A 17,780-nucleotide genomic window follows, 5' to 3' on the forward strand; every position below is an offset into this window, starting at 1 on the left:
TACTTGTGTAGTCGCAGTTTGTCCGTTTGCGATTTGCAATAGAATCGCGGTGTTGCGCAATGTGATGTACCCGCTTACGAAAAACCGAACAGCTAAGGAGCGAATGATGGCAAAGAAGAATGTGGCAGCCCCCTCGATCAACATCGGCATCAACGACAAGGACCGCAAGAAGATTGCTGACGGCCTGTCCAAGCTGCTGGCAGACACCTACACGCTGTACCTGAAGACCCACAACTTCCACTGGAACGTGACCGGTCCGATGTTCAACACGCTGCACCTGATGTTCGAAGGCCAGTACAACGAACTGGCGCTGGCAGTGGACCTGATCGCTGAACGCATCCGCGCGCTGGGTTATCCGGCACCGGGTTCGTACAAGGAATTCGCCAAGCTGTCTTCGATCCCCGAAGCCGAAGGCGTGCCCAATGCGCAAGAGATGATCGCCCAGCTGGTGGCCGGCCAGGAAGCCGTGACCCGCACCGCACGTTCGATCTTCCCGACCGTCGATGCTGCCGCTGACGAGCCCACCGCCGACCTGCTGACCCAGCGCATGCAGCTGCATGAAAAGAATGCGTGGATGCTGCGCAGCCTGCTGGAAGGCTGACGCAAGAGTTGGTTCTTTTTGCGAGGCGTGTAAAGCGCTCGCACGCTGTATCCTGCAGCCCCGGTCGTTCACACGGCCGGGGCTGTTTTTTATCGAGCGATAGCCTCGGCAGGACCGGTGTTAGTCAGTCGCGTCTTCAGCGCTTCATTGCCAAAGTCATCATCCGGGAGTTGCGAATTTCCACAAGGAAACATTAGAATGCGGGCCAGTGTTGCATCAGGGAGGGATACTTGATGAGCACAGGATCTTCGCATGCCCAAAGCGCCCCCGGGTCTGGAACAGCTGCTTCCGGACACTCTCCACGCCCGCACTCTGCGGCAGGCTTTTCCGTATCACCCCGTCTCCCAAAATGAACCGCTAGTCAACCGGCTTGACGCCAGCGAGCGCTGTTCACGCGACTTTGCTCTTGCGCGCTCGACCGATCACACCTGGCTTGGCCTAAACGACTTGCCCTGCGCCCCGGTCGACATGACGCGGGATGCAGCGTCATGACGACCAAAGGCGTCATCCTCGAACAGGCTGACAGGTCGTTCACGCACATCGAACCGCACGGTGGCGGCGCCAATGCAGCCATCAAGGCAGAGACTGAGGCCGAGAAAACGTTTTGGCAGAAGTCCAGTCCGTGGGTGCACGGTGTGCTGGGCGTGGCCAGTTTCGTTCCTGGGTTGTCGGTCATCACGGGTGCGATCGATGCGGCGATCTATACCGCCGAGGGCGACTACGTTGAAGCGGGGATTGCTGCGGCGAGCATGATCCCGGGTGGCAAGGTGGTCACGACGGCAGGCAAGGTCGCCAAGCGAGCAGTCAGCGCGGCAAGAGTCACCAAGGGAGCCCGCGAAGCTGAAGAAGCGCTCAAGGCTGCCAAGGCCGCTAAAGAAGCGCAGGAAAACGCCAAGGTGGCGAAGGACGTCAATGCAGCGACGGCGGCCTCAGGAGGTAGCGGAGGCAAGAGGGGCGGCAAAGATACCACGATCAAGGGAAGGAAGAAGGGGCCTTGTGATCATCTCCGACAGGGAAGCGGCAAAGGGCCATATCGAGGGGGAGCACACGGCAAGACGAGCAGGCCAAGGAACGATGGAAAAGATTCGCATCACATGCCGGCTAATGATGCCAGTCCATTGAAGCACAATGACGGACCGGCAATCCAAATGGCCCCTGGAGACCACTCGAAGACAGCTAGCAACGGCCAAATGCCAGGCTCGATCGAATACAGAAATGCCATTGAATCGTTAATTTCACAAGGAAAGTGGAGAGATGCAGTGGCGATCGAGATTCGAGATGTAAGAAAGGTCGCTAAAGGAGCTGGCGAGGCCAAAAGGTACAACGAGGCAATGCTTGAAATGCTGGAATATTTTAAATGTCTTGAGAAGAACTCTCTTTTAAGGTGACGAGAAATGAATGAAGACGAATCGTTCGAAATCATCCCGTATATTGGAGCGAAGAAAATATGCTTCGGTATGACGCCTCATGAAATTGAGAAAATTTACGGTCCCGCAGACAGCGTAACTTTCAATCATCTGAAGCAGAGAGTGGAATTCCGCAGCTTCACAAATATAGGCTATTCGCCCGGGTCTGCCGAAACCGTATCTCACATCGGCTTTGGACGGCAGATGGAGAACGTCCGATTCAAGGACAGCAATATATTCCTCGATGAAGAAAGCGTCGTTCTTGAGAAGCTGGTCGCGGAAGACGGCAACCCGTTCACATACCTTGGATTCATCGTTCTTTTCAAACTTGGAATAACACTCACAGGATTTCACGATCAAAACGTTTCTCAGAAGGCTCTTACCATGTTCCCACGCGGCGCTTGGGACAAGTGGCTCCCGAAACTCAAACCGTTTCCCCAATAGCATTGAAGAGGAAAAACACGACCAAAGATTTTTTCCTTTCGTGACACTGGCCGACCTAGTTGCAAGACATTGGGCCCGTTCATGAATTTCATATTGGAACCTGTCGTGACAAGGAAATGAGATGAGAGACGAAGGATTCAAATATTTTATTAGCAACTTCGGCGAGGCGACCAAGAGTTCGCCGGGACAGGTTAAGTATGCAAGAACACATCATCACATCGTACGTAGGCGTCGGGCCGCTCAAATTTGGAATGACTCGGGACGAGGTTCATCAACTACTGGGCAAGCCGCAATCTTCAAAAAAGAGCCGCTTCTTTGAAGAATCGAGGGAATGTTGGGGCGACAACGGCTTGCAGCTGACTTTTTCGGAAACCGGGGATGGGCTATTGGAGATTGGCCTTTGCCCCAATCTCGCCAATGTGCAGTTCAATGGCCTCAAATTATTCGAGGTGCCGGGAGCGGATGTGTTCAAGGCTCTCCATGATTGGGACGATGCACCACTGGATAGAACTGGTACAAGTGTCTTTTTTAAACTCGGATTGGCTGTGCATGGTTTTTTGGACGACGATGACAGTGACAAGGCAGTCGCGGCTTTTGTAAAAGGAAGATGGGATGAATAAGCATACGCAAAGGAACTTGCATCCTCTTATCTCGCGCTTCCTCATCCATCGCCTCCATCGGCCAGGGACCGACAAGCCGGCAAAAGCGAATCCAATATGCACCTGATTTTGATATTTCTCGAAGGGCAGTGCTTACTGCCTTGGGATCTAGTATGCGAGAACACATCGTCATGTCTTACGTCGGCGTCGGACCGCTCAGGTTTGGAATGACTCGCGACGACGTTCATCAACTTATAGGCAATCCTTTATCTATCGATAAAAGCGGAGGCTCGGAGGAGTTGACAGAATATTGGAGCAACAACGGTCTGCAACTAACCTATTCGGAAATGGATGAAACATTGTTAGAAATCAGCTTGTACCCAAATCTCCAAAACGTCCAATTGAATGGACTTAACTTGTTCGAGGTTCCGGGCACGCAGGCATTCAAGCTTCTGCATGATTGGGACAATGCTCCGCTAACAATAGTTGGCGTGAGTATCTTTCTCAAACTGGGATTAGCAGTGAATGGGTTTTTGCACGACGATGACGGTGCCAAGTCGGTAACGGCTTTCGCAAAAGGAAGATGGGATGACTGGCCACCCAAAAAAATGAAGCCTTATCCTTCGAGACCTTTACAAAAGAATTGGCTCAACCAAGCGAAAAAGACAATGGAATTCGCGAATATACAAAAATATTCCCCATGTTGGAGCTGACGACGATTTAACAATCTCTGCTTTTTTTCTTGCCGTTCGGACCGAGTAGCCGCACTGCGGCGTATCGAAGGCGCAGCTGCGCTGGTGTGTCTTCGGTGCGTCTTCGATACGACCCTGCGGGTCTACTCAGTCCGAACGGTCAGGGAGTACGAAGATGGGCCTCAGCGATACAAATCCGCCAACTCCCGCGTCTTGCGCTCCCCCACCGGCACCAGATACACGCTGCTGATGACGGCCACCATGTCAGCCCCCTGCGCCACCAGCGGCGGCGCGTTCTCCAGCGTGATGCCGCCGATCACCACCACCGGCAAGGGGATCTCGCGCTTGGATTGCGCAATGATTTCCGGCGCGGTCCGGAAATCATATTTTTTCACGCGCGACGGATAGAAGCCCCCGAAGGCGACATAACTGGCGCCATCGCGATACGCCGCATGGGCCAGCTCCAGCGTACCGTAGCAGGATGCCCCAACGATGCGCTCCGGCCCCACGGCCTTGCGCACCTCGGCAATGGAGGCATCGGTACCACCGACGTGGATGCCATCGGCATCGATCTCCAGGCACAGGTCTACATGATCATTGATGATGAGCGGCACATCATATTGCCGGCACAGCGCCAGCAATGCCGAAGCCTGTGCGCGGCGTTGCTCCACGCCGGCGGTCTTGTGGCGGTACTGCACCAGCGCAGCACCGTTCTGCAAGGCCAGCTCGGTGGCGGCCAGCAATTGGGCGGTGTCATCCCAATCCGGCGTGACGATGTAGAGGCCACGCAGATGCGTTGCGTACTGGGGTTTCATGTCAGGCTCCTGCCGCGACGGCGGCATCAATAACAGGTTCAAAGGCAGGCACGCGGTTGGGGATGCGCTGCCCGTCAGCAATCGCATAGGACGTCGACAGCGCCTGCTGCGTATACTGCTGCGCCAGGTCGATGGCCTCGCGCATGGGCAGGCCGCGCGCCAGGCAGGCCGACAGCGCGGCCGCAAGGGTGCAGCCGCTGCCGTGGAATTCATCGGGCAGGCGGGTCCAGCGCCAGCGCGCACTCTCGATGGCCTCTTCGTCAAACCCGGAACGCAACGATTGTCCGTACCAGCGATTGATCACATCCTGCTCCTGCGGACCATGGCCCCCCTTGAGCAGCACATGCGCACAGCCACGCTCCATCAGCAGGGCCGCCTGCCGCGCCGGATCGACATCCCCGCACAGGCGCCGCGCCTCGTTGAGGTTGGGGGTGATGACGGTGGCCATTTCGTACAGGGGTTCGATCACCCGTGCGGCATCGTCGCGCGAGAGCTGGTCGCCCTTGCCGTTGGCCAGCACAGGATCGAGCACCACCGGCAAGTGCGGATTGCGCGCGCGCAGATGGCGGATCAGGTCGGCGATCACTTCGGCATTCTCACGACTGCCTGCAATGCCCAGCTTGACGGCGGCAATGTCGAAACGATTGATCAGCACCTGCGCCTGGTAGCGCACCAGGTCAGGGTCGAGCGCATGCACGGCAAACACGCTGACGTTGTCCTGCACCGTCAATGCGGTCGGCACCGACAAGGGATGCGCACCCAGTGCCGTGATGGCCGGGATATCGGCCTGCATGCCGGCCCCGCCGCTGGGGTCGGAACCGGAGAAGACCAGCACGCAGGGCGGCGTGGAACGATAAGCTGCCTGCATGCTCACGCCACGCGGCCGGCCATCGGGGAGGACGGCGAGGCGGCAAACTTGCGCGGGATGCGTCCCGCGAGGAAGGCTTCGCGGCCCGCTTCCACCGCCAGTTTCATGGCGCGCGCCATGCGAATCGGATCGCGTGCACCGGCAATGGCGGTATTCATGAGCACGCCATCACAGCCCAGCTCCATCGCAATGGCCGCATCGGAGGCCGTGCCCACGCCGGCATCGACCAGCACCGGCACACGCGCCTGTTCGATGATGAGCGAGAGATTCCAGGGATTCAGGATGCCCATGCCCGAACCGATCAGCGAGGCCAGCGGCATGACGGCGGCTACGCCCAGGTCTTCCAGCATGCGCGCCTGGATCGGATCGTCGCTGCAATAGACCATCACGTCGAAGCCATCCTTGACCAGGGTCTCGGCGGCCTTCAGCGTTTCGGGCATGTTGGGGAAGAGCGTCTTCTCGTCGCCCAGCACTTCCAGCTTGACCAGCTTGTGGCCTCCCAGCAGCTCGCGCGCCAGTTGCAGCGTGTAGACCGCATCGGCAGCGTTGTAGCAGCCAGCCGTATTGGGCAGGATGGTGAATTCGGAGGGCGGCACCGCGTCCAGCAGGCTGGGCGCATTCGGGTCCTGGCCGATATTGACCCGGCGGATCGCCACCGTGATGATCTCGGCACCGCTGGCGACAGTCGCCGCGCGGGTTTCGTCGAGGTCCTTGTATTTGCCGCTGCCCACCAGGAGGCGTGAGCGATAGGTCTTGCCGGCGATGGTCAGGCCCTTGTCCTCGGTGAGGTGGGGGGCGTCGTTCATGTTCATGTCGATTCCTTGTCTGTAAGAGCTGCGTGCCACGGGAGGCGGCGCCTGGAGGCTCCAGCGCGCCGCCGCGGAACAATCGTTCATCCGCCCCCGATGGCGCGCACTACGTCTACCTTGTCGGCCTCGGCCAGCGCGCGCTCAGGCCATTGCGCGCTGGGCACGACCTGGCGGTTCACCGCCACGGCCACCGCCTTGCCGGCCAGGGAGAGGCCGGCAATGAGCTGGTCCAGCGTGGCGCCGTCAGGCAGCGGGTGCGGCTTGCCGTTCAGTTCGATCTGCATGGCGCTTACTGCTTCGAATAGATCTCGGCGCCCATCTTGACGAACTCGACTGATTTCACCTGCATGCCCTGCTTCAAGGCGTCGATCTCGGAGATGCCTTCCTTGGCGGCGTAATCACGCACTTCCTGGGTGATCTTCATGGAGCAGAAATGCGGGCCGCACATGGAGCAGAAGTGCGCCACCTTGGCCGAATCCTTGGGCAGGGTTTCGTCGTGGAATTCGCGCGCCTTGTCGGGGTCCAGGCCGATGTTGAACTGGTCTTCCCAGCGGAACTCGAAGCGCGCCTTGGACAGTGCGTTGTCGCGGATCTGCGCGCCCGGATGGCCCTTGGCCAGGTCGGCGGCGTGCGCGGCGATCTTGTAGGTGATGATGCCGTCCTTGACGTCGGTCTTGTTGGGCAGGCCCAGGTGTTCCTTGGGGGTGACGTAGCACAGCATGGCCGTGCCGTACCAGCCGATCTGCGCGGCACCGATGCCGGAGGTGATGTGGTCGTAGCCGGGAGCGATGTCGGTGGTCAAGGGGCCCAGGGTATAGAACGGGGCTTCGTGGCACTGCTCCAGCTGCAGGTCCATGTTCTCCTTGATGAGATGCATGGGCACGTGGCCGGGGCCTTCGATCATCACCTGCACGTCGTGCTTCCAGGCGATCTGGGTCAGGTCGCCCAGGGTGCGCAGCTCGCCCAGCTGGGCTTCGTCGTTGGCGTCGTAGATCGAGCCGGGACGCAGGCCATCGCCGAGGCTGAAGCTGACGTCATAGGCTTTCATGATTTCGCAGATCTCTTCGAAGTGTTCGTAGAGGAAGGATTCGCGGTGATGCGCCAGGCACCACTTGGCCATGATGGAACCGCCGCGCGAGACGATGCCGGTCATGCGCTTGGCCGTCAGCGGCACGTATTGCAGGCGCACGCCGGCGTGGATGGTGAAGTAGTCCACGCCCTGCTCGGCTTGCTCGATCAAGGTATCGCGGAAGATTTCCCAGGTCAGGTCCTCTGCCTTGCCGTTGACCTTTTCCAGTGCCTGGTAGATCGGCACGGTGCCAATGGGCACAGGCGAATTGCGGATGATCCATTCACGGGTCTCGTGGATGTTCTTGCCGGTGGAGAGGTCCATGACGTTGTCGCCACCCCAGCGGATGGCCCAGGTCATCTTTTCCACTTCCTCGCCGATGGAGGAAGTGACCGCCGAGTTGCCGATGTTGGCGTTGATCTTCACCAGGAAATTGCGGCCGATGATCATCGGTTCGACTTCCGGGTGGTTGATGTTGGCGGGGATGATGGCGCGCCCGCGTGCGACTTCGTCACGCACGAATTCCGGGGTGATCTCGGCGGGAATCGATGCACCGAAGGATTGGCCCGGATGCTGGCGGCCCATCAGGTCGGCCAGCTTGTTGCCCATGGGGCCGGAGGCCTTCAATTGCTCCAGGTATTCCTTGCGGCGCAGGTTTTCGCGGATGGCGATGAATTCCATCTCGGGGGTGATGATGCCGCGGCGGGCATAGTGCATCTGGGTGACGTTGGCACCGGTCTTGGCGCGGCGCGGCTTGCGGTGCAGGTTGAAGCGCAGCTCGGCCAGGGCCGGGTCGTTCAGGCGCTGCTGGCCGTATTCGGAAGTCGGGCCGGGCAGTTCCTCGGTATCGTTGCGCTCCAGGATCCAGGGCAGGCGCGGGGTAGCGAGGCCGGCGCGGATATCGATCTTCACGTCCGGGTCGGTGTAGGGGCCGGAGGTGTCGTAGACATAGATCGGCGGATTCTTTTCCGAACCGAACATGGCGGGGGTGTCGGCCTGGCTGATCTCGCGCATGGGCACGCGGATATCCGGGCGCGAGCCGGTCACGTAGATCTTGCGGGAATTCGGGAGAGGCTGGACGGCTGCCTCGTCGACGGTCGCCGTCGCGGACAGGAATTTCGGGTTGGCATTCATTTCGGCTCCTTTGCTTGATGACTCTTGGCTCGGAGCCAGCAAAGGAGGTTGCGGAAGAGGACGGACGGCGTGGAGGTGATACAGGGCCGTGGGTGCGTCATGCTGCCGGTTGCTTCCCTTCGCTGGCATTATCCAGATCAGGTTCAAGGGTATTTCTCACCCGGCTGCCAGAGCATGTGCTCCGGTGCCAGGACCCCTAGCGATGCGACGCGGGCTGCTTGCGCAGTCTTTGTCGTGGGCCGGATTCTACTCCAATCGGCGCAAGGAACAAGGTTTCATTTCAGATGGGCTGGGTGTGCAGCGCAGCATTTTCACTCAGCCCAAGGATCGATCACTTGCAGACCCGGGAACTGAAAATCTTTGCGATTGCGGGTCACCATGGTCAGTCCGTGCACGAGTGCAGTGGCGGCCAAGAGGCTGTCAACCGCTGCAACCGGACGCCCCGCTGCTGCCTGAATGCGCCCCCATCGGTCTGCCACGACAACATCAATCGGCAAGATTCTTCCGGCAAAATAGGCGGGCAACTCAGTTTCCAGCCAATCTATCAAGCGCAACTTTGCAGGCCCCGGCGGCTTGTTATCGGCACCTTTTCGTATTTCGCCCATGGTGAGGACGCTCAGGTACAAGGTAGCTGGAGGCCTGCGCGCAAACCATTCCACGACCCGAGGATTGGGCTCACGGCGACGCAGTTCCGACAGGACATTGGTGTCGAGCAGATAACTCAAAGGTCAACCTCCCTCGTCAGGCTGGTATCACGCTCGAATTCAACATCATCTGCATCGTAAAGCGGCGAACGCCGCATAAATTCGACCAAGGTCAAATCTGCGCCGCTGAGCCGCTCATAGTCTGCTTTCGACATGACTACCGCTACTGAGCGACCGTGCCAGGTGATTTCCTGCGGACCCGAGCGCTCCGTATCCCGCACCAGTTCCGAAAACTGAGCCTTGGCTTCTTGTATTTGCCATGTACGCATCAATACCTCCAATCTGACCAGACAGGTCAGATCATAGCAGCATTCCTTTGCAAATACCGCTGGTACCGGAATTCTTCGCCGGCTCGCGGCGACGTTTTGGGGGCTTTGTACTATCCGTCCCTTATAATGTTGGGTTTCGCAAAAACACACGTCAAATCATGGAATTAGCCAAGTCGTTCGAGCCTGCCGAGATTGAGAAATTCTGGCGCGAGGAGTGGGAAAAGCGCGGTTACTTCGCCGCCACCACCGACGCGGAGAAGCCCTCGTTTTCCATCCAGCTGCCGCCGCCCAATGTGACCGGCACCCTGCACATGGGTCACGCGTTCAACCAGACCATCATGGATGGCCTGACGCGCTACCACCGCATGCGCGGCTACAACACCGCCTGGATCCCCGGCACCGACCACGCCGGCATCGCCACCCAGATCGTGGTGGAACGCCAGCTGGATGCGCAGAAGGTCTCGCGCCACGACCTGGGCCGTGAAAAATTCGTCGAGAAGGTGTGGGAGTGGAAGGAAAAATCCGGCTCCACCATCACCGGCCAGATGCGCCGCATGGGCGCCTCCACCGACTGGGCCCGTGAATACTTCACGATGGACCCGAAGATGTCCAAGGCCGTCACCGAAGTCTTCGTGCGCCTCTACGAGCAAGGCCTGATCTACCGTGGCAAGCGCCTGGTGAACTGGGATCCGGTGCTGGGCACCGCCGTCTCCGACCTGGAAGTGGTGTCGGAAGAAGAAGACGGCTCCATGTGGCACATCAAGTACCCGCTGGCCGATGGCAGCGGCCATATCGTGGTGGCCACCACCCGTCCGGAAACCATGCTGGGCGACGTCGCCGTGGCCGTGGACCCGACTGACGAACGCTACGCCGCGCTGGTGGGCAAGATGATCAAGCTGCCGTTGGTGGGCCGCGAGATCCCCATCATCAAGGATGAATACGTCGACAAGGAATTCGGCACCGGCTGCGTGAAGATCACCCCGGCCCACGACTTCAACGACTACCAGGTCGGCGCACGCCACAACCTGGAAATGATCAGCGTCTTCACCTTGAAGGCCACCATCAACGAGAACTCGCCCGAGAAGTACCAGGGCCTGGACCGCTTCGAGGCGCGCAAGCAGATCGTGGCCGACCTGGACGCGCTGGGCCTCCTGGAACTGGTCAAGCCGCACAAGCTGATGGTGCCGCGTGGCGACCGTACGGGCGTAGTGATCGAGCCGATGCTGACCGACCAATGGTTCGTCGCCATGAGCAAGCCGGCACCGGAAGGGACCTTCTTCCCCGGCAAGTCGATTGCCGAGACCGCGCTGGAAAAGGTTTCTTCGGGCGAGATCAAGTTCGTGCCCGAGAACTGGACCAACACCTATAACCAGTGGCTCAACAACATCCAGGACTGGTGCATCTCGCGCCAGCTGTGGTGGGGCCACCAGATTCCGGCCTGGTACGACGAGGACGGCGGTATCTATGTCGCCCGCACCGAAGAAGAAGCAAAGAAGCAAGCCGGCGGCAAGGCCGTCAAGCGCGATGAAGACGTGCTCGACACCTGGTTCTCCTCGGCGCTGGTGCCCTTCTCCACCCTGGGCTGGCCGGAAGAAACCCCGGACTACAAGCTGTTCCTGCCCTCCTCGGTGCTGGTGACGGGCTTTGACATCATCTTCTTCTGGGTGGCGCGCATGGTCATGATGACCACGCACTTCACCGGCAAGGTGCCGTTTGACACTGTCTACGTCCACGGCCTGGTGCGCGATGCCTCGGGCCAGAAGATGTCCAAGTCCAAGGGCAACACCCTGGACCCGATCGACCTGATCGATGGCATCGGCGTGGACGAGCTGGTGGCCAAGCGTACGGTCGGCCTGATGAATCCCAAGCAGGCCGCCAGCATCGAGAAGGCCACCCGCAAGGAATTTGCCGATGGCATCCCGGCCTTCGGCACCGATGCGCTGCGCTTCACCTTCGCCTCGCTGGCGACCCTGGGCCGCAACATCAACTTCGACCTGAACCGCTGCGAAGGCTATCGCAACTTCTGCAACAAGCTCTGGAACGCCACCCGCTTCGTGCTGATGAATACGGAAGGCCAGGACTGCGGTTTCGACGGCCACGAGAAGGGTGTCTGCGACAAGGAGAAGCTGCAATTCTCCAAGGCTGACCGCTGGATCGTGTCGCTGCTGCAGCGTACCGAGGCTGAAGTCGAAAAGGGCTTCGCCGACTACCGCTTCGACAACATCGCCACCGCGATCTACAAGTTCGTCTGGGACGAGTACTGCGACTGGTACCTGGAAATGGCCAAGGCCCAGATCCAGAGCGGCAACGAAGCGCAGCAGCGCGCCACCCGCCGCACCCTCTTGCGCGTGCTGGAAAGCGTGCTGCGCCTGGCGCATCCGGTGCTGCCCTTCATCACCGAGCAGCTGTGGCAGAGCGTGGCGCCGCTGACCGATCGCAAGCCGGATCCGGCCGGCGACTCCATCATGCGCCAGGCCTATCCGCGCCCGGACCTGGAAAAGATCGATGCCGAAGCCGAAGCCTGGGTCGCCCAGTTCAAGGCCTACACCGACGCCTGCCGCAACCTGCGCGGCGAGATGCAGCTGGCGCCGTCGCTGCGCGTACCGCTGATCGTGGAAGCCGCCGATGCGTCGGCCGTGCAATCCTTCCTGCCCTACCTGCAAGGCCTGGTGCGCCTGTCGGAAACCACGGTGGTGGCGCAACTGCCGGAGTCGCCGGCACCGGTGGCCATCGTTGGTGAAGTCAAGCTGATGCTGAAGGTGGAAATCGACGTGGCTGCCGAGCGTGAACGCCTGGGCAAGGAAGTCACCCGCCTGACCGCCGAGATCGCCAAGGCCAACGGCAAGCTGTCCAACGAAAGCTTCGTGGCTCGTGCGCCCGAGGCGGTGGTGGCGCAAGAGAAGGAACGCGTCACCAACTTCAGCGCTACGCTGGAAAAAGTGAAGGAACAGCTGGCCAAGCTGAAGTAAGCCGGCCTGTTTCTTCATAAAGCCGTCGTCCCTCACGGGGCGGCGGCTTTTGTTTTTGTGCTTGCCTTGCGGGGCGGGCTTGTCTAGACTGGATCGAATAAATTAGAACAATCGTGCTTTTTTATGGCATTCGACTTGATAACAGGAGACAAACATGACCCGTATTTCCTCCCCCTCTCGCCTGGCCACGCTGTCGCTGCTGGCCGCCACCCTGCTCTCCAGTGCTGCCGCCTGGGCCGATGGCTCGCCGGTGGGCTTGTGGAAGAGCATCGATGACGCCACCGGCAAGCCCAAGGCACTCATCCGCATCAGCGAGAACAATGGCGAGCTGAGCGGCAAGATCGAGAAGCTCTTCCGTGCACCGGAAGAAGACCAGAACCCGGTCTGCCAGAAGTGCGAAGGCGAGCTCAAGGACAAGCCGGTCATCGGCATGACCATCCTGTCTGGCCTGAAGAAAGACGGTGAGGAATACAACGGCGGCCAGATCATCGATCCGGCCAATGGCAAGGTCTACAAGAGCAAGCTGTCAGTCGTCGATGACGGGCAAAAGCTCAATGTGCGCGGTTATGTCGGCATGCCCATGCTGGGCCGCACCCAGACCTGGCTGCGGGAGCAGTAAGGCCGACGCGTCAGGCCGGACGTGACGCTTTGAGCACGTAACGGTCCAGCTCGCGGGCGAAGGCGCGGCCGTCGCTGGCACTGAAGGCGGCCGGGCCGCCGGTCTCGACGCCGCTGCTGCGCAGCTCTTCCATGAAATTGCGGGTGCTGAGGTGATGGCCGATGTTCTGGGCCGTATAGAGCTCGCCGCGTGGATTGAGTGCCAGCGCGCCCTTGGCCACCACGTCGGCGGCCAGCGGGATGTCGGCGGTGATGACCAGGTCGCCGGGTTCACACTGGCGGGCGATTTCCTTGTCGGCCACGTCGAAGCCGGCCGGCACCACCATGGATTTGATGTAGCGCGAGGGCGGCGTGCGCAAGGGACGGTTGGCCACCAGCGTCACCAGGATCGTGGTGCGGTCGGCCACCCGGAACAGCATGTCCTTGATGACGCCCGGACAGGCGTCGGCATCCACCCAGATCGCCATCAGTGCGCGTTCGCCCGCTTCAGACGAAGGACACCGTCAGGCCCGGCAGGGTCACGCCCGAGAAGGCAGTGGTCCAGGTCTGGCCGGGTTCGATGGGACAGGCATCGGTCCAGGTGCCGGTACTGATGATCTCGCCGGCCTGCAGCTGGCGGAAGCGTGACTGCTTCTGCAGCAGCTGGTGCAGGTGCCACAGGGCGTGCAGGGGGCTGTCCATCTCGTCATTGCAGAAGCCGGCGGCACGCAGCACGCTGGACGATTCCGTATTGCAGGACAGGGAGACGCTCGCGCTGGCCAGGATCTGCGGCAAGTGATGCTTGGTCGCCGAAGAGAGCACGTGGGGCTCGCCCACGATCAGGGTGCCATGCAGGCCGAAGGCGGCAATCGAATCGGCCACCGTGAATTCCCAATTGGGGAAGGGGCAGACCACGATCTCGAAGCCATGCGCCATCCATTCCAGGCAATCGGCCAGCTCGATGAGCGAGGCGCCGGGTGCCGGGGTCTTGCCAAGCTTGAAGACGATCTCCGGTTCGATGCGCGGCTGCACTGCGCCGGTGAGCGACTGCGCGCCGTGATTGTCTTCGGCGAAGCGTACCGTGGTGTCGTACATCGGCGCCCAGGTCGGGATGCGGGCATCGTCGATGATGCCGTAGCGCTCCCAGTTCTTGCGCACCACGAACCCGATCTTGCGGCCGATGGGCTGCTCGCCCTGGGCGACACGGATGTTGCGGATGTTGTGGGCGATTTCGTAGGCGTCTTCCACCGACAGCGGCTCGGACTCGGAAATGCGCGGGATGATGCGGGACTGGGCGCGGGCATCCAGCAGCTGATGCGCGTATCGAAGGGCTTGGCTCGACATTAGCATGGAGGGCTCACATCGAAAGATAGTGAATAGCTATCCATTGTCGATGACGATTAATTTTTGCACAAGCAAAAACTCGCTTTTATACGAGATCTGACAAAAATTTCATCAGATTGTGCTGCTGCGCGTCATGCTGTTTTCCACTGGCTGCAACAGACCTGTCCAGCTTGGGAATGGCCGAGCTCAGCCGCCCCAGAGTTCGCCGTTCGGGCCGCTTTGCGGAGCGGTCACACCGAAGTGCTGGTAAGCCGCGCCGGTGGCGATGCGCCCGCGCGGGGTGCGCTGCAGGTAGCCTTGCTGGATCAGGTAGGGTTCCAGCACGTCTTCGATGGTGTCGCGTTCTTCACCGATGGCTGCCGCCAGGTTGTCCAGCCCGACCGGGCCGCCGCCGAACTTGAAGAGCACGGCCTCCAGCAGCTTGCGGTCCATCAGGTCGAAGCCGACCGGGTCCACGTCCAACATCACCAGGGCGGCGTCGGCCATCTCGCGGGTGATGCGGCCTTCGCCCTTGACCTCGGCATAGTCACGCACGCGGCGCAGCAGGCGGTTGGCGATACGCGGCGTACCACGGCTGCGGCGGGCGATTTCCAGCGCGCCCTCCTCGACGATGGGAGCATTGAGCAACCCGGCACTGCGGGTCACGATGCGAGCCAACTCGGGTGGCGTATAAAACTCCAGCCGGGCGACGATGCCGAAGCGGTCGCGCAGCGGATTGGTCAGCATGCCGGCACGGGTGGTGGCACCCACCAGCGTGAAAGGCTGCAGGTCCAGGCGCACCGATCGGGCGGCCGGGCCTTCGCCGATCATGATGTCGATCTGATAATCCTCCAGTGCCGGGTAGAGGATTTCCTCCACCACCGGCGACATGCGGTGGATCTCGTCGATGAAGAGCACGTCATTGGCTTCGAGATTGGTGAGCAAGGCCGCCAGGTCGCCGGCGCGCTCGAGCACGGGGCCTGAGGTCTGGCGCAGGTTCACGCCCATTTCGCGGGCGATGATGTGGGCCATGGTGGTCTTGCCCAGGCCGGGCGGGCCGAACAGCAGGGTGTGGTCGAGCGGCTCGCCGCGCTTGCGGGCGGCCGAGATGAAGATTTCGAGCTGGGCACGCACCTTTTCCTGGCCGACATATTCGTCCAGCTGCTTGGGCCGCAGGGCGCGCTCGATGGCTTCCTCGTTGGCCGAGGCCGGGGTGGCGGAAATGATGCGCTGTTCGGAGAAATCGTCGGTCTGGATGCTCATGCTCTGATCCTTGTCTGCCTTTTGCCTGTGCATCAGCCCTTGGAGAGCGCCTTCAAGGCCAGCTTGATGCCGTCCGAGACGCTGCTGTCCTTGGGCACCTGCTTCATGGCCAGGGTCGCTTCCTTGTCCGAATAGCCCAGGGCCAGCAGGGCATTGAGGATGTCGGCCGAGGCATCGCTGTGGACCACGCCGGCCGCTGCGCCCAGATCGGCGCCGAGCTTGCCCTTCAGTTCCAGCAGCAGGCGTTCGGCGGTCTTCTTGCCGATACCGGGCACCCGGGTCAGGCGGCCGGCTTCCTGCAGGGTCACGGCCTGGGCCAGGTCGGCCACCGACATACCGGAAAGGATGGACAGCGCCGTGCGCGCGCCCACGCCGGAAATCTTGATGAGCTCCTTGAACGTATTGCGTTCTTCGGCGGTCCCAAACCCGAACAGGATGTGCGCATCCTCGCGGATGGCCAGGTGGGTCAGCAGCGTGACCTTCTCGCCCAGGCCCGGCAGGTTGTAGTAGGTGCTCATGGGCACGGCCACTTCGTAACCGACGCCCTGGCAGTCGACCAGCAGGTTCGGGGGGATTTTTTCTAGAAGAATTCCGGAGAGGCGACCGATCATGGCGTCAGGGATGTGCGTGGGAGGCAGCTTCTGTGATAATCCCGCGATGATACAGCACTGTTCGGATAAACAGTATCCAAGCCTCCTCCCCTCAGATGAAGACAAAGGAAAAACATGGCCGGTAGCGCCTTCTTCGCATTGATTGACGACATCGCCACCGTGCTCGATGACGTTTCCCTGATGACCAAGGTGGCCGCCAAGAAGACGGCCGGCGTGCTGGGCGACGACCTGGCCCTCAACGCCCAGCAGGTCGCGGGCGTCCGCGCCGAGCGGGAGCTGCCGGTGGTCTGGGCGGTGGCCAAGGGTTCGCTGAAGAACAAGGCCATCCTGGTACCGGCGGCGCTGGCCATCAGTGCCTTCATCCCCTGGGCGGTGACGCCGCTGCTGATGCTGGGCGGCGCGTTCCTTTGCTTCGAGGGCTTCGAGAAACTGGCGCACAAGTATCTTCCGCATGATGACGAACATCATGAAGTCGCCGCCAAGACGGCCGACGACGTTGATCCGCTGGTCTACGAGCAGGAAAAGATCAAGGATGCCGTGCGCACCGACTTCATCCTTTCAGCCGAAATCATCGCCATCACCCTGGGTACGGTCGCCGGTGCGCCCCTGCAGCAGCAGATCACGGTGCTGGTGGGCATCGCACTGATCATGACGGCGGGCGTGTATGGACTGGTGGCCGGCATCGTCAAGCTCGATGATGGTGGCCTCTACCTGGTGCAGCATGCGGGCGCGAGCGCCTGGGGGCGCTTCAAGGCCGGTATCGGACGGGCCGTCCTGGCGGCTGCACCGAAGATGATGCGCAGCCTGTCGGTGATCGGGACGATTGCCATGTTCATGGTCGGCGGCGGCATCCTGACCCACGGCCTGCCTTTCGCGCATCACGCCATAGAGGGGGCGGCGCAAGCCGTGGAGGGTGTCGCGGTAGTCGGACCGGTCCTCGGGGCGATCACCCCGGCGGTCCTCAATGCCCTCTTCGGGGTAGTCGCAGGGGCGGTGGTGCTGGTGGTGGTGAAGCTGGCGCAGCGCGTGCTCTCCCTCTTCAAGAAAAAGCACTAACCGACCAGACGCCCGCCGCGCATGCGGATGCCCTTGCGCGCCAGCGCCGGGGCCAGCGCGCCAAGGTCCGACAAGACCCCTCCCCCATGCGCGTGGCAGATCGCCACGCCCAGCGCATCGGCGGCATCGCTGCCCGGCAGGCCGGGCAGCTTCAGCAGCCGCGCCACCATCTCCTGTACCTGGGCTTTCTGGGCGCGTCCATGGCCGGCTACGGCTTGCTTGACCTGCAGGGCCGTATATTCGGCGACCGCCAGGTCGGCGGCCACCAGCGCGCAAATGGCCGCGCCGCGCGCCTGCCCCAGCAGCAAGGTAGATTGCGGATTGACGTTGACGAACACTTTTTCGATGGCCGCGCAGTCCGGCGCATAGGATTTCACCACTTCGCCGACACTGGCCAGGATCACCTTCAGGCGTGACGGCAGGTCGCCGTCCGGCGTCTTGATGGTGCCGGAAGCGATATAGGACAGCGTGTTGCCCTGCTTGTGGATGACCCCGAAACCGGTGGTGCGCAAGCCAGGGTCGATACCGAGGATTTTCATGCCCGCCAGTCT

The 17,780-nt window shown here is 61.0% G+C and carries 20 protein-coding genes and 1 riboswitch; of the genes, 8 read left to right on the plus strand and 12 right to left on the minus strand.

The features are described 5' to 3' along the window. The first annotated feature begins 106 nt into the window (after positions 1 to 106). The 5 genes from CEJ45_RS16870 to CEJ45_RS16895 all read left to right on the plus strand — a co-directional run bounded on the left by CEJ45_RS16870 (position 107) and on the right by CEJ45_RS16895 (position 3,763). Entirely contained in the window at positions 107 to 601 is a 495-nt protein-coding gene (locus CEJ45_RS16870; RefSeq protein WP_008334773.1) for a Dps family protein, read from the plus strand. A 488-nt stretch (positions 602 to 1,089) separates the two neighbouring features. Next, complete coding sequence (locus tag CEJ45_RS25175; RefSeq protein WP_241517365.1) at positions 1,090 to 1,989, plus strand: hypothetical protein; 900 nt, start codon at positions 1,090 to 1,092, stop codon at positions 1,987 to 1,989. A 6-nt stretch (positions 1,990 to 1,995) separates the two neighbouring features. Continuing rightward, the gene (locus tag CEJ45_RS24995; RefSeq protein ID WP_187697700.1) at positions 1,996 to 2,451 is read left to right on the plus strand and encodes a hypothetical protein; all 456 of its coding nucleotides are present in this window, start codon (positions 1,996 to 1,998) and stop codon (positions 2,449 to 2,451) included. 197 nt (positions 2,452 to 2,648) lie between these two features. After that, entirely contained in the window at positions 2,649 to 3,071 is a 423-nt protein-coding gene (locus tag CEJ45_RS16890) for a hypothetical protein (protein ID WP_088756208.1), read from the plus strand. Between the two features lie 152 nt (positions 3,072 to 3,223). Further along, positions 3,224 to 3,763, plus strand: a complete 540-nt coding sequence (locus tag CEJ45_RS16895; RefSeq protein WP_241517366.1) for a hypothetical protein — start codon at positions 3,224 to 3,226, stop codon at positions 3,761 to 3,763. Positions 3,764 to 3,924: 161 nt separating this feature from the next. Here the strand turns inward: CEJ45_RS16895 and thiE are convergent, their stop codons facing one another. From thiE to CEJ45_RS16930, 7 genes are all read right to left on the minus strand, one after another. Further along, positions 3,925 to 4,557, minus strand: coding sequence for a thiamine phosphate synthase (gene thiE, locus CEJ45_RS16900; RefSeq protein WP_088756209.1), 633 nt, complete (start codon positions 4,555 to 4,557; stop codon positions 3,925 to 3,927). A 1-nt stretch (position 4,558) separates the two neighbouring features. Next, the gene (gene thiD / locus CEJ45_RS16905; protein ID WP_088756210.1) at positions 4,559 to 5,425 is read right to left on the minus strand and encodes a bifunctional hydroxymethylpyrimidine kinase/phosphomethylpyrimidine kinase; all 867 of its coding nucleotides are present in this window, start codon (positions 5,423 to 5,425) and stop codon (positions 4,559 to 4,561) included. Positions 5,426 to 5,427: 2 nt separating this feature from the next. Further along, a complete protein-coding gene (locus CEJ45_RS16910; protein ID WP_088756211.1) occupies positions 5,428 to 6,237 on the minus strand; it encodes a thiazole synthase in 810 nt (269 codons plus the stop codon). A gap of 80 nt (positions 6,238 to 6,317) precedes the next feature. Then, complete coding sequence (gene thiS / locus CEJ45_RS16915; protein WP_008334753.1) at positions 6,318 to 6,518, minus strand: sulfur carrier protein ThiS; 201 nt, start codon at positions 6,516 to 6,518, stop codon at positions 6,318 to 6,320. A gap of 5 nt (positions 6,519 to 6,523) precedes the next feature. Continuing rightward, entirely contained in the window at positions 6,524 to 8,437 is a 1,914-nt protein-coding gene (thiC, locus tag CEJ45_RS16920) for a phosphomethylpyrimidine synthase ThiC (protein WP_088756212.1), read from the minus strand. A 97-nt stretch (positions 8,438 to 8,534) separates the two neighbouring features. After that, positions 8,535 to 8,645: riboswitch (TPP riboswitch) on the minus strand. Between the two features lie 103 nt (positions 8,646 to 8,748). Then, positions 8,749 to 9,162 (minus strand): type II toxin-antitoxin system VapC family toxin, encoded by a 414-nt coding sequence (locus CEJ45_RS16925; RefSeq protein ID WP_088756213.1) that lies wholly within the window; start codon positions 9,160 to 9,162, stop codon positions 8,749 to 8,751. Then, positions 9,159 to 9,410 carry a type II toxin-antitoxin system Phd/YefM family antitoxin gene (locus tag CEJ45_RS16930; RefSeq protein ID WP_088756279.1) on the minus strand — a complete coding sequence of 84 codons (252 nt, stop codon included), beginning with the start codon at positions 9,408 to 9,410 and terminating at the stop codon, positions 9,159 to 9,161. Before CEJ45_RS16930 ends, CEJ45_RS16925 begins: the two co-directional genes overlap by 4 nt. A 158-nt stretch (positions 9,411 to 9,568) precedes the next feature. On the opposite strand from CEJ45_RS16930, the gene CEJ45_RS16935 reads away from it, so the two are divergent. Further along, positions 9,569 to 12,379, plus strand: coding sequence for a valine--tRNA ligase (locus tag CEJ45_RS16935; RefSeq protein WP_088756214.1), 2,811 nt, complete (start codon positions 9,569 to 9,571; stop codon positions 12,377 to 12,379). 154 nt (positions 12,380 to 12,533) lie between these two features. After that, positions 12,534 to 12,998, plus strand: a complete 465-nt coding sequence (locus tag CEJ45_RS16940; protein WP_088756215.1) for a DUF2147 domain-containing protein — start codon at positions 12,534 to 12,536, stop codon at positions 12,996 to 12,998. Positions 12,999 to 13,008: 10 nt separating this feature from the next. Here CEJ45_RS16940 and CEJ45_RS16945 read toward each other — a convergent pair whose 3' ends face one another. The 4 genes from CEJ45_RS16945 to ruvA form a co-directional block, all read right to left on the minus strand. Continuing rightward, positions 13,009 to 13,464 carry a YaiI/YqxD family protein gene (locus CEJ45_RS16945; RefSeq protein ID WP_088756216.1) on the minus strand — a complete coding sequence of 152 codons (456 nt, stop codon included), beginning with the start codon at positions 13,462 to 13,464 and terminating at the stop codon, positions 13,009 to 13,011. A 19-nt stretch (positions 13,465 to 13,483) separates the two neighbouring features. Then, entirely contained in the window at positions 13,484 to 14,326 is an 843-nt protein-coding gene (locus CEJ45_RS16950) for a 2-keto-4-pentenoate hydratase (protein ID WP_187697701.1), read from the minus strand. A 180-nt stretch (positions 14,327 to 14,506) separates the two neighbouring features. Then, the gene (gene ruvB / locus CEJ45_RS16955) at positions 14,507 to 15,562 is read right to left on the minus strand and encodes a Holliday junction branch migration DNA helicase RuvB (protein WP_088756218.1); all 1,056 of its coding nucleotides are present in this window, start codon (positions 15,560 to 15,562) and stop codon (positions 14,507 to 14,509) included. 32 nt (positions 15,563 to 15,594) lie between these two features. After that, positions 15,595 to 16,173 carry a Holliday junction branch migration protein RuvA gene (gene ruvA / locus CEJ45_RS16960; protein ID WP_088756219.1) on the minus strand — a complete coding sequence of 193 codons (579 nt, stop codon included), beginning with the start codon at positions 16,171 to 16,173 and terminating at the stop codon, positions 15,595 to 15,597. Between the two features lie 114 nt (positions 16,174 to 16,287). Here ruvA and CEJ45_RS16965 point away from each other — a divergent pair, with 114 nt between their 5' ends. Beyond that, on the plus strand, positions 16,288 to 17,229 hold the full coding sequence (locus CEJ45_RS16965) for a DUF808 domain-containing protein (RefSeq protein WP_088756220.1): 942 nt from the start codon (positions 16,288 to 16,290) through the stop codon (positions 17,227 to 17,229). Here the strand turns inward: CEJ45_RS16965 and ruvC are convergent. Next, entirely contained in the window at positions 17,226 to 17,768 is a 543-nt protein-coding gene (ruvC, locus tag CEJ45_RS16970) for a crossover junction endodeoxyribonuclease RuvC (RefSeq protein WP_088756221.1), read from the minus strand. The genes CEJ45_RS16965 and ruvC overlap by 4 nt on opposite strands. Between the last annotated feature and the right edge of the window lie 12 nt (positions 17,769 to 17,780).

This window comes from Herbaspirillum aquaticum (genome assembly GCF_002213425.1).
Lineage (GTDB): Bacteria > Pseudomonadota > Gammaproteobacteria > Burkholderiales > Burkholderiaceae_D > Herbaspirillum > Herbaspirillum aquaticum.

Coding starts and splice junctions, on each gene's coding strand:
- CEJ45_RS16870 (WP_008334773.1), top strand. CDS start 107: ATGGCAAAGAAGAATGTGGCAGCCCCCTCGATCAACATCGGCATCAAC.
- CEJ45_RS25175 (WP_241517365.1), top strand. CDS start 1,090: ATGACGACCAAAGGCGTCATCCTCGAACAGGCTGACAGGTCGTTCACG.
- CEJ45_RS24995 (WP_187697700.1), top strand. CDS start 1,996: ATGAATGAAGACGAATCGTTCGAAATCATCCCGTATATTGGAGCGAAG.
- CEJ45_RS16890 (WP_088756208.1), top strand. CDS start 2,649: ATGCAAGAACACATCATCACATCGTACGTAGGCGTCGGGCCGCTCAAA.
- CEJ45_RS16895 (WP_241517366.1), top strand. CDS start 3,224: ATGCGAGAACACATCGTCATGTCTTACGTCGGCGTCGGACCGCTCAGG.
- thiE (WP_088756209.1), bottom strand. CDS start 4,557: ATGAAACCCCAGTACGCAACGCATCTGCGTGGCCTCTACATCGTCACG.
- thiD (WP_088756210.1), bottom strand. CDS start 5,425: ATGCAGGCAGCTTATCGTTCCACGCCGCCCTGCGTGCTGGTCTTCTCC.
- CEJ45_RS16910 (WP_088756211.1), bottom strand. CDS start 6,237: ATGAACATGAACGACGCCCCCCACCTCACCGAGGACAAGGGCCTGACC.
- thiS (WP_008334753.1), bottom strand. CDS start 6,518: ATGCAGATCGAACTGAACGGCAAGCCGCACCCGCTGCCTGACGGCGCC.
- thiC (WP_088756212.1), bottom strand. CDS start 8,437: ATGAATGCCAACCCGAAATTCCTGTCCGCGACGGCGACCGTCGACGAG.
- CEJ45_RS16930 (WP_088756279.1), bottom strand. CDS start 9,410: ATGCGTACATGGCAAATACAAGAAGCCAAGGCTCAGTTTTCGGAACTG.
- CEJ45_RS16935 (WP_088756214.1), top strand. CDS start 9,569: ATGGAATTAGCCAAGTCGTTCGAGCCTGCCGAGATTGAGAAATTCTGG.
- CEJ45_RS16940 (WP_088756215.1), top strand. CDS start 12,534: ATGACCCGTATTTCCTCCCCCTCTCGCCTGGCCACGCTGTCGCTGCTG.
- CEJ45_RS16945 (WP_088756216.1), bottom strand. CDS start 13,464: ATGGCGATCTGGGTGGATGCCGACGCCTGTCCGGGCGTCATCAAGGAC.
- CEJ45_RS16950 (WP_187697701.1), bottom strand. CDS start 14,326: ATGCTAATGTCGAGCCAAGCCCTTCGATACGCGCATCAGCTGCTGGAT.
- ruvB (WP_088756218.1), bottom strand. CDS start 15,562: ATGAGCATCCAGACCGACGATTTCTCCGAACAGCGCATCATTTCCGCC.
- ruvA (WP_088756219.1), bottom strand. CDS start 16,173: ATGATCGGTCGCCTCTCCGGAATTCTTCTAGAAAAAATCCCCCCGAAC.
- CEJ45_RS16965 (WP_088756220.1), top strand. CDS start 16,288: ATGGCCGGTAGCGCCTTCTTCGCATTGATTGACGACATCGCCACCGTG.
- ruvC (WP_088756221.1), bottom strand. CDS start 17,768: ATGAAAATCCTCGGTATCGACCCTGGCTTGCGCACCACCGGTTTCGGG.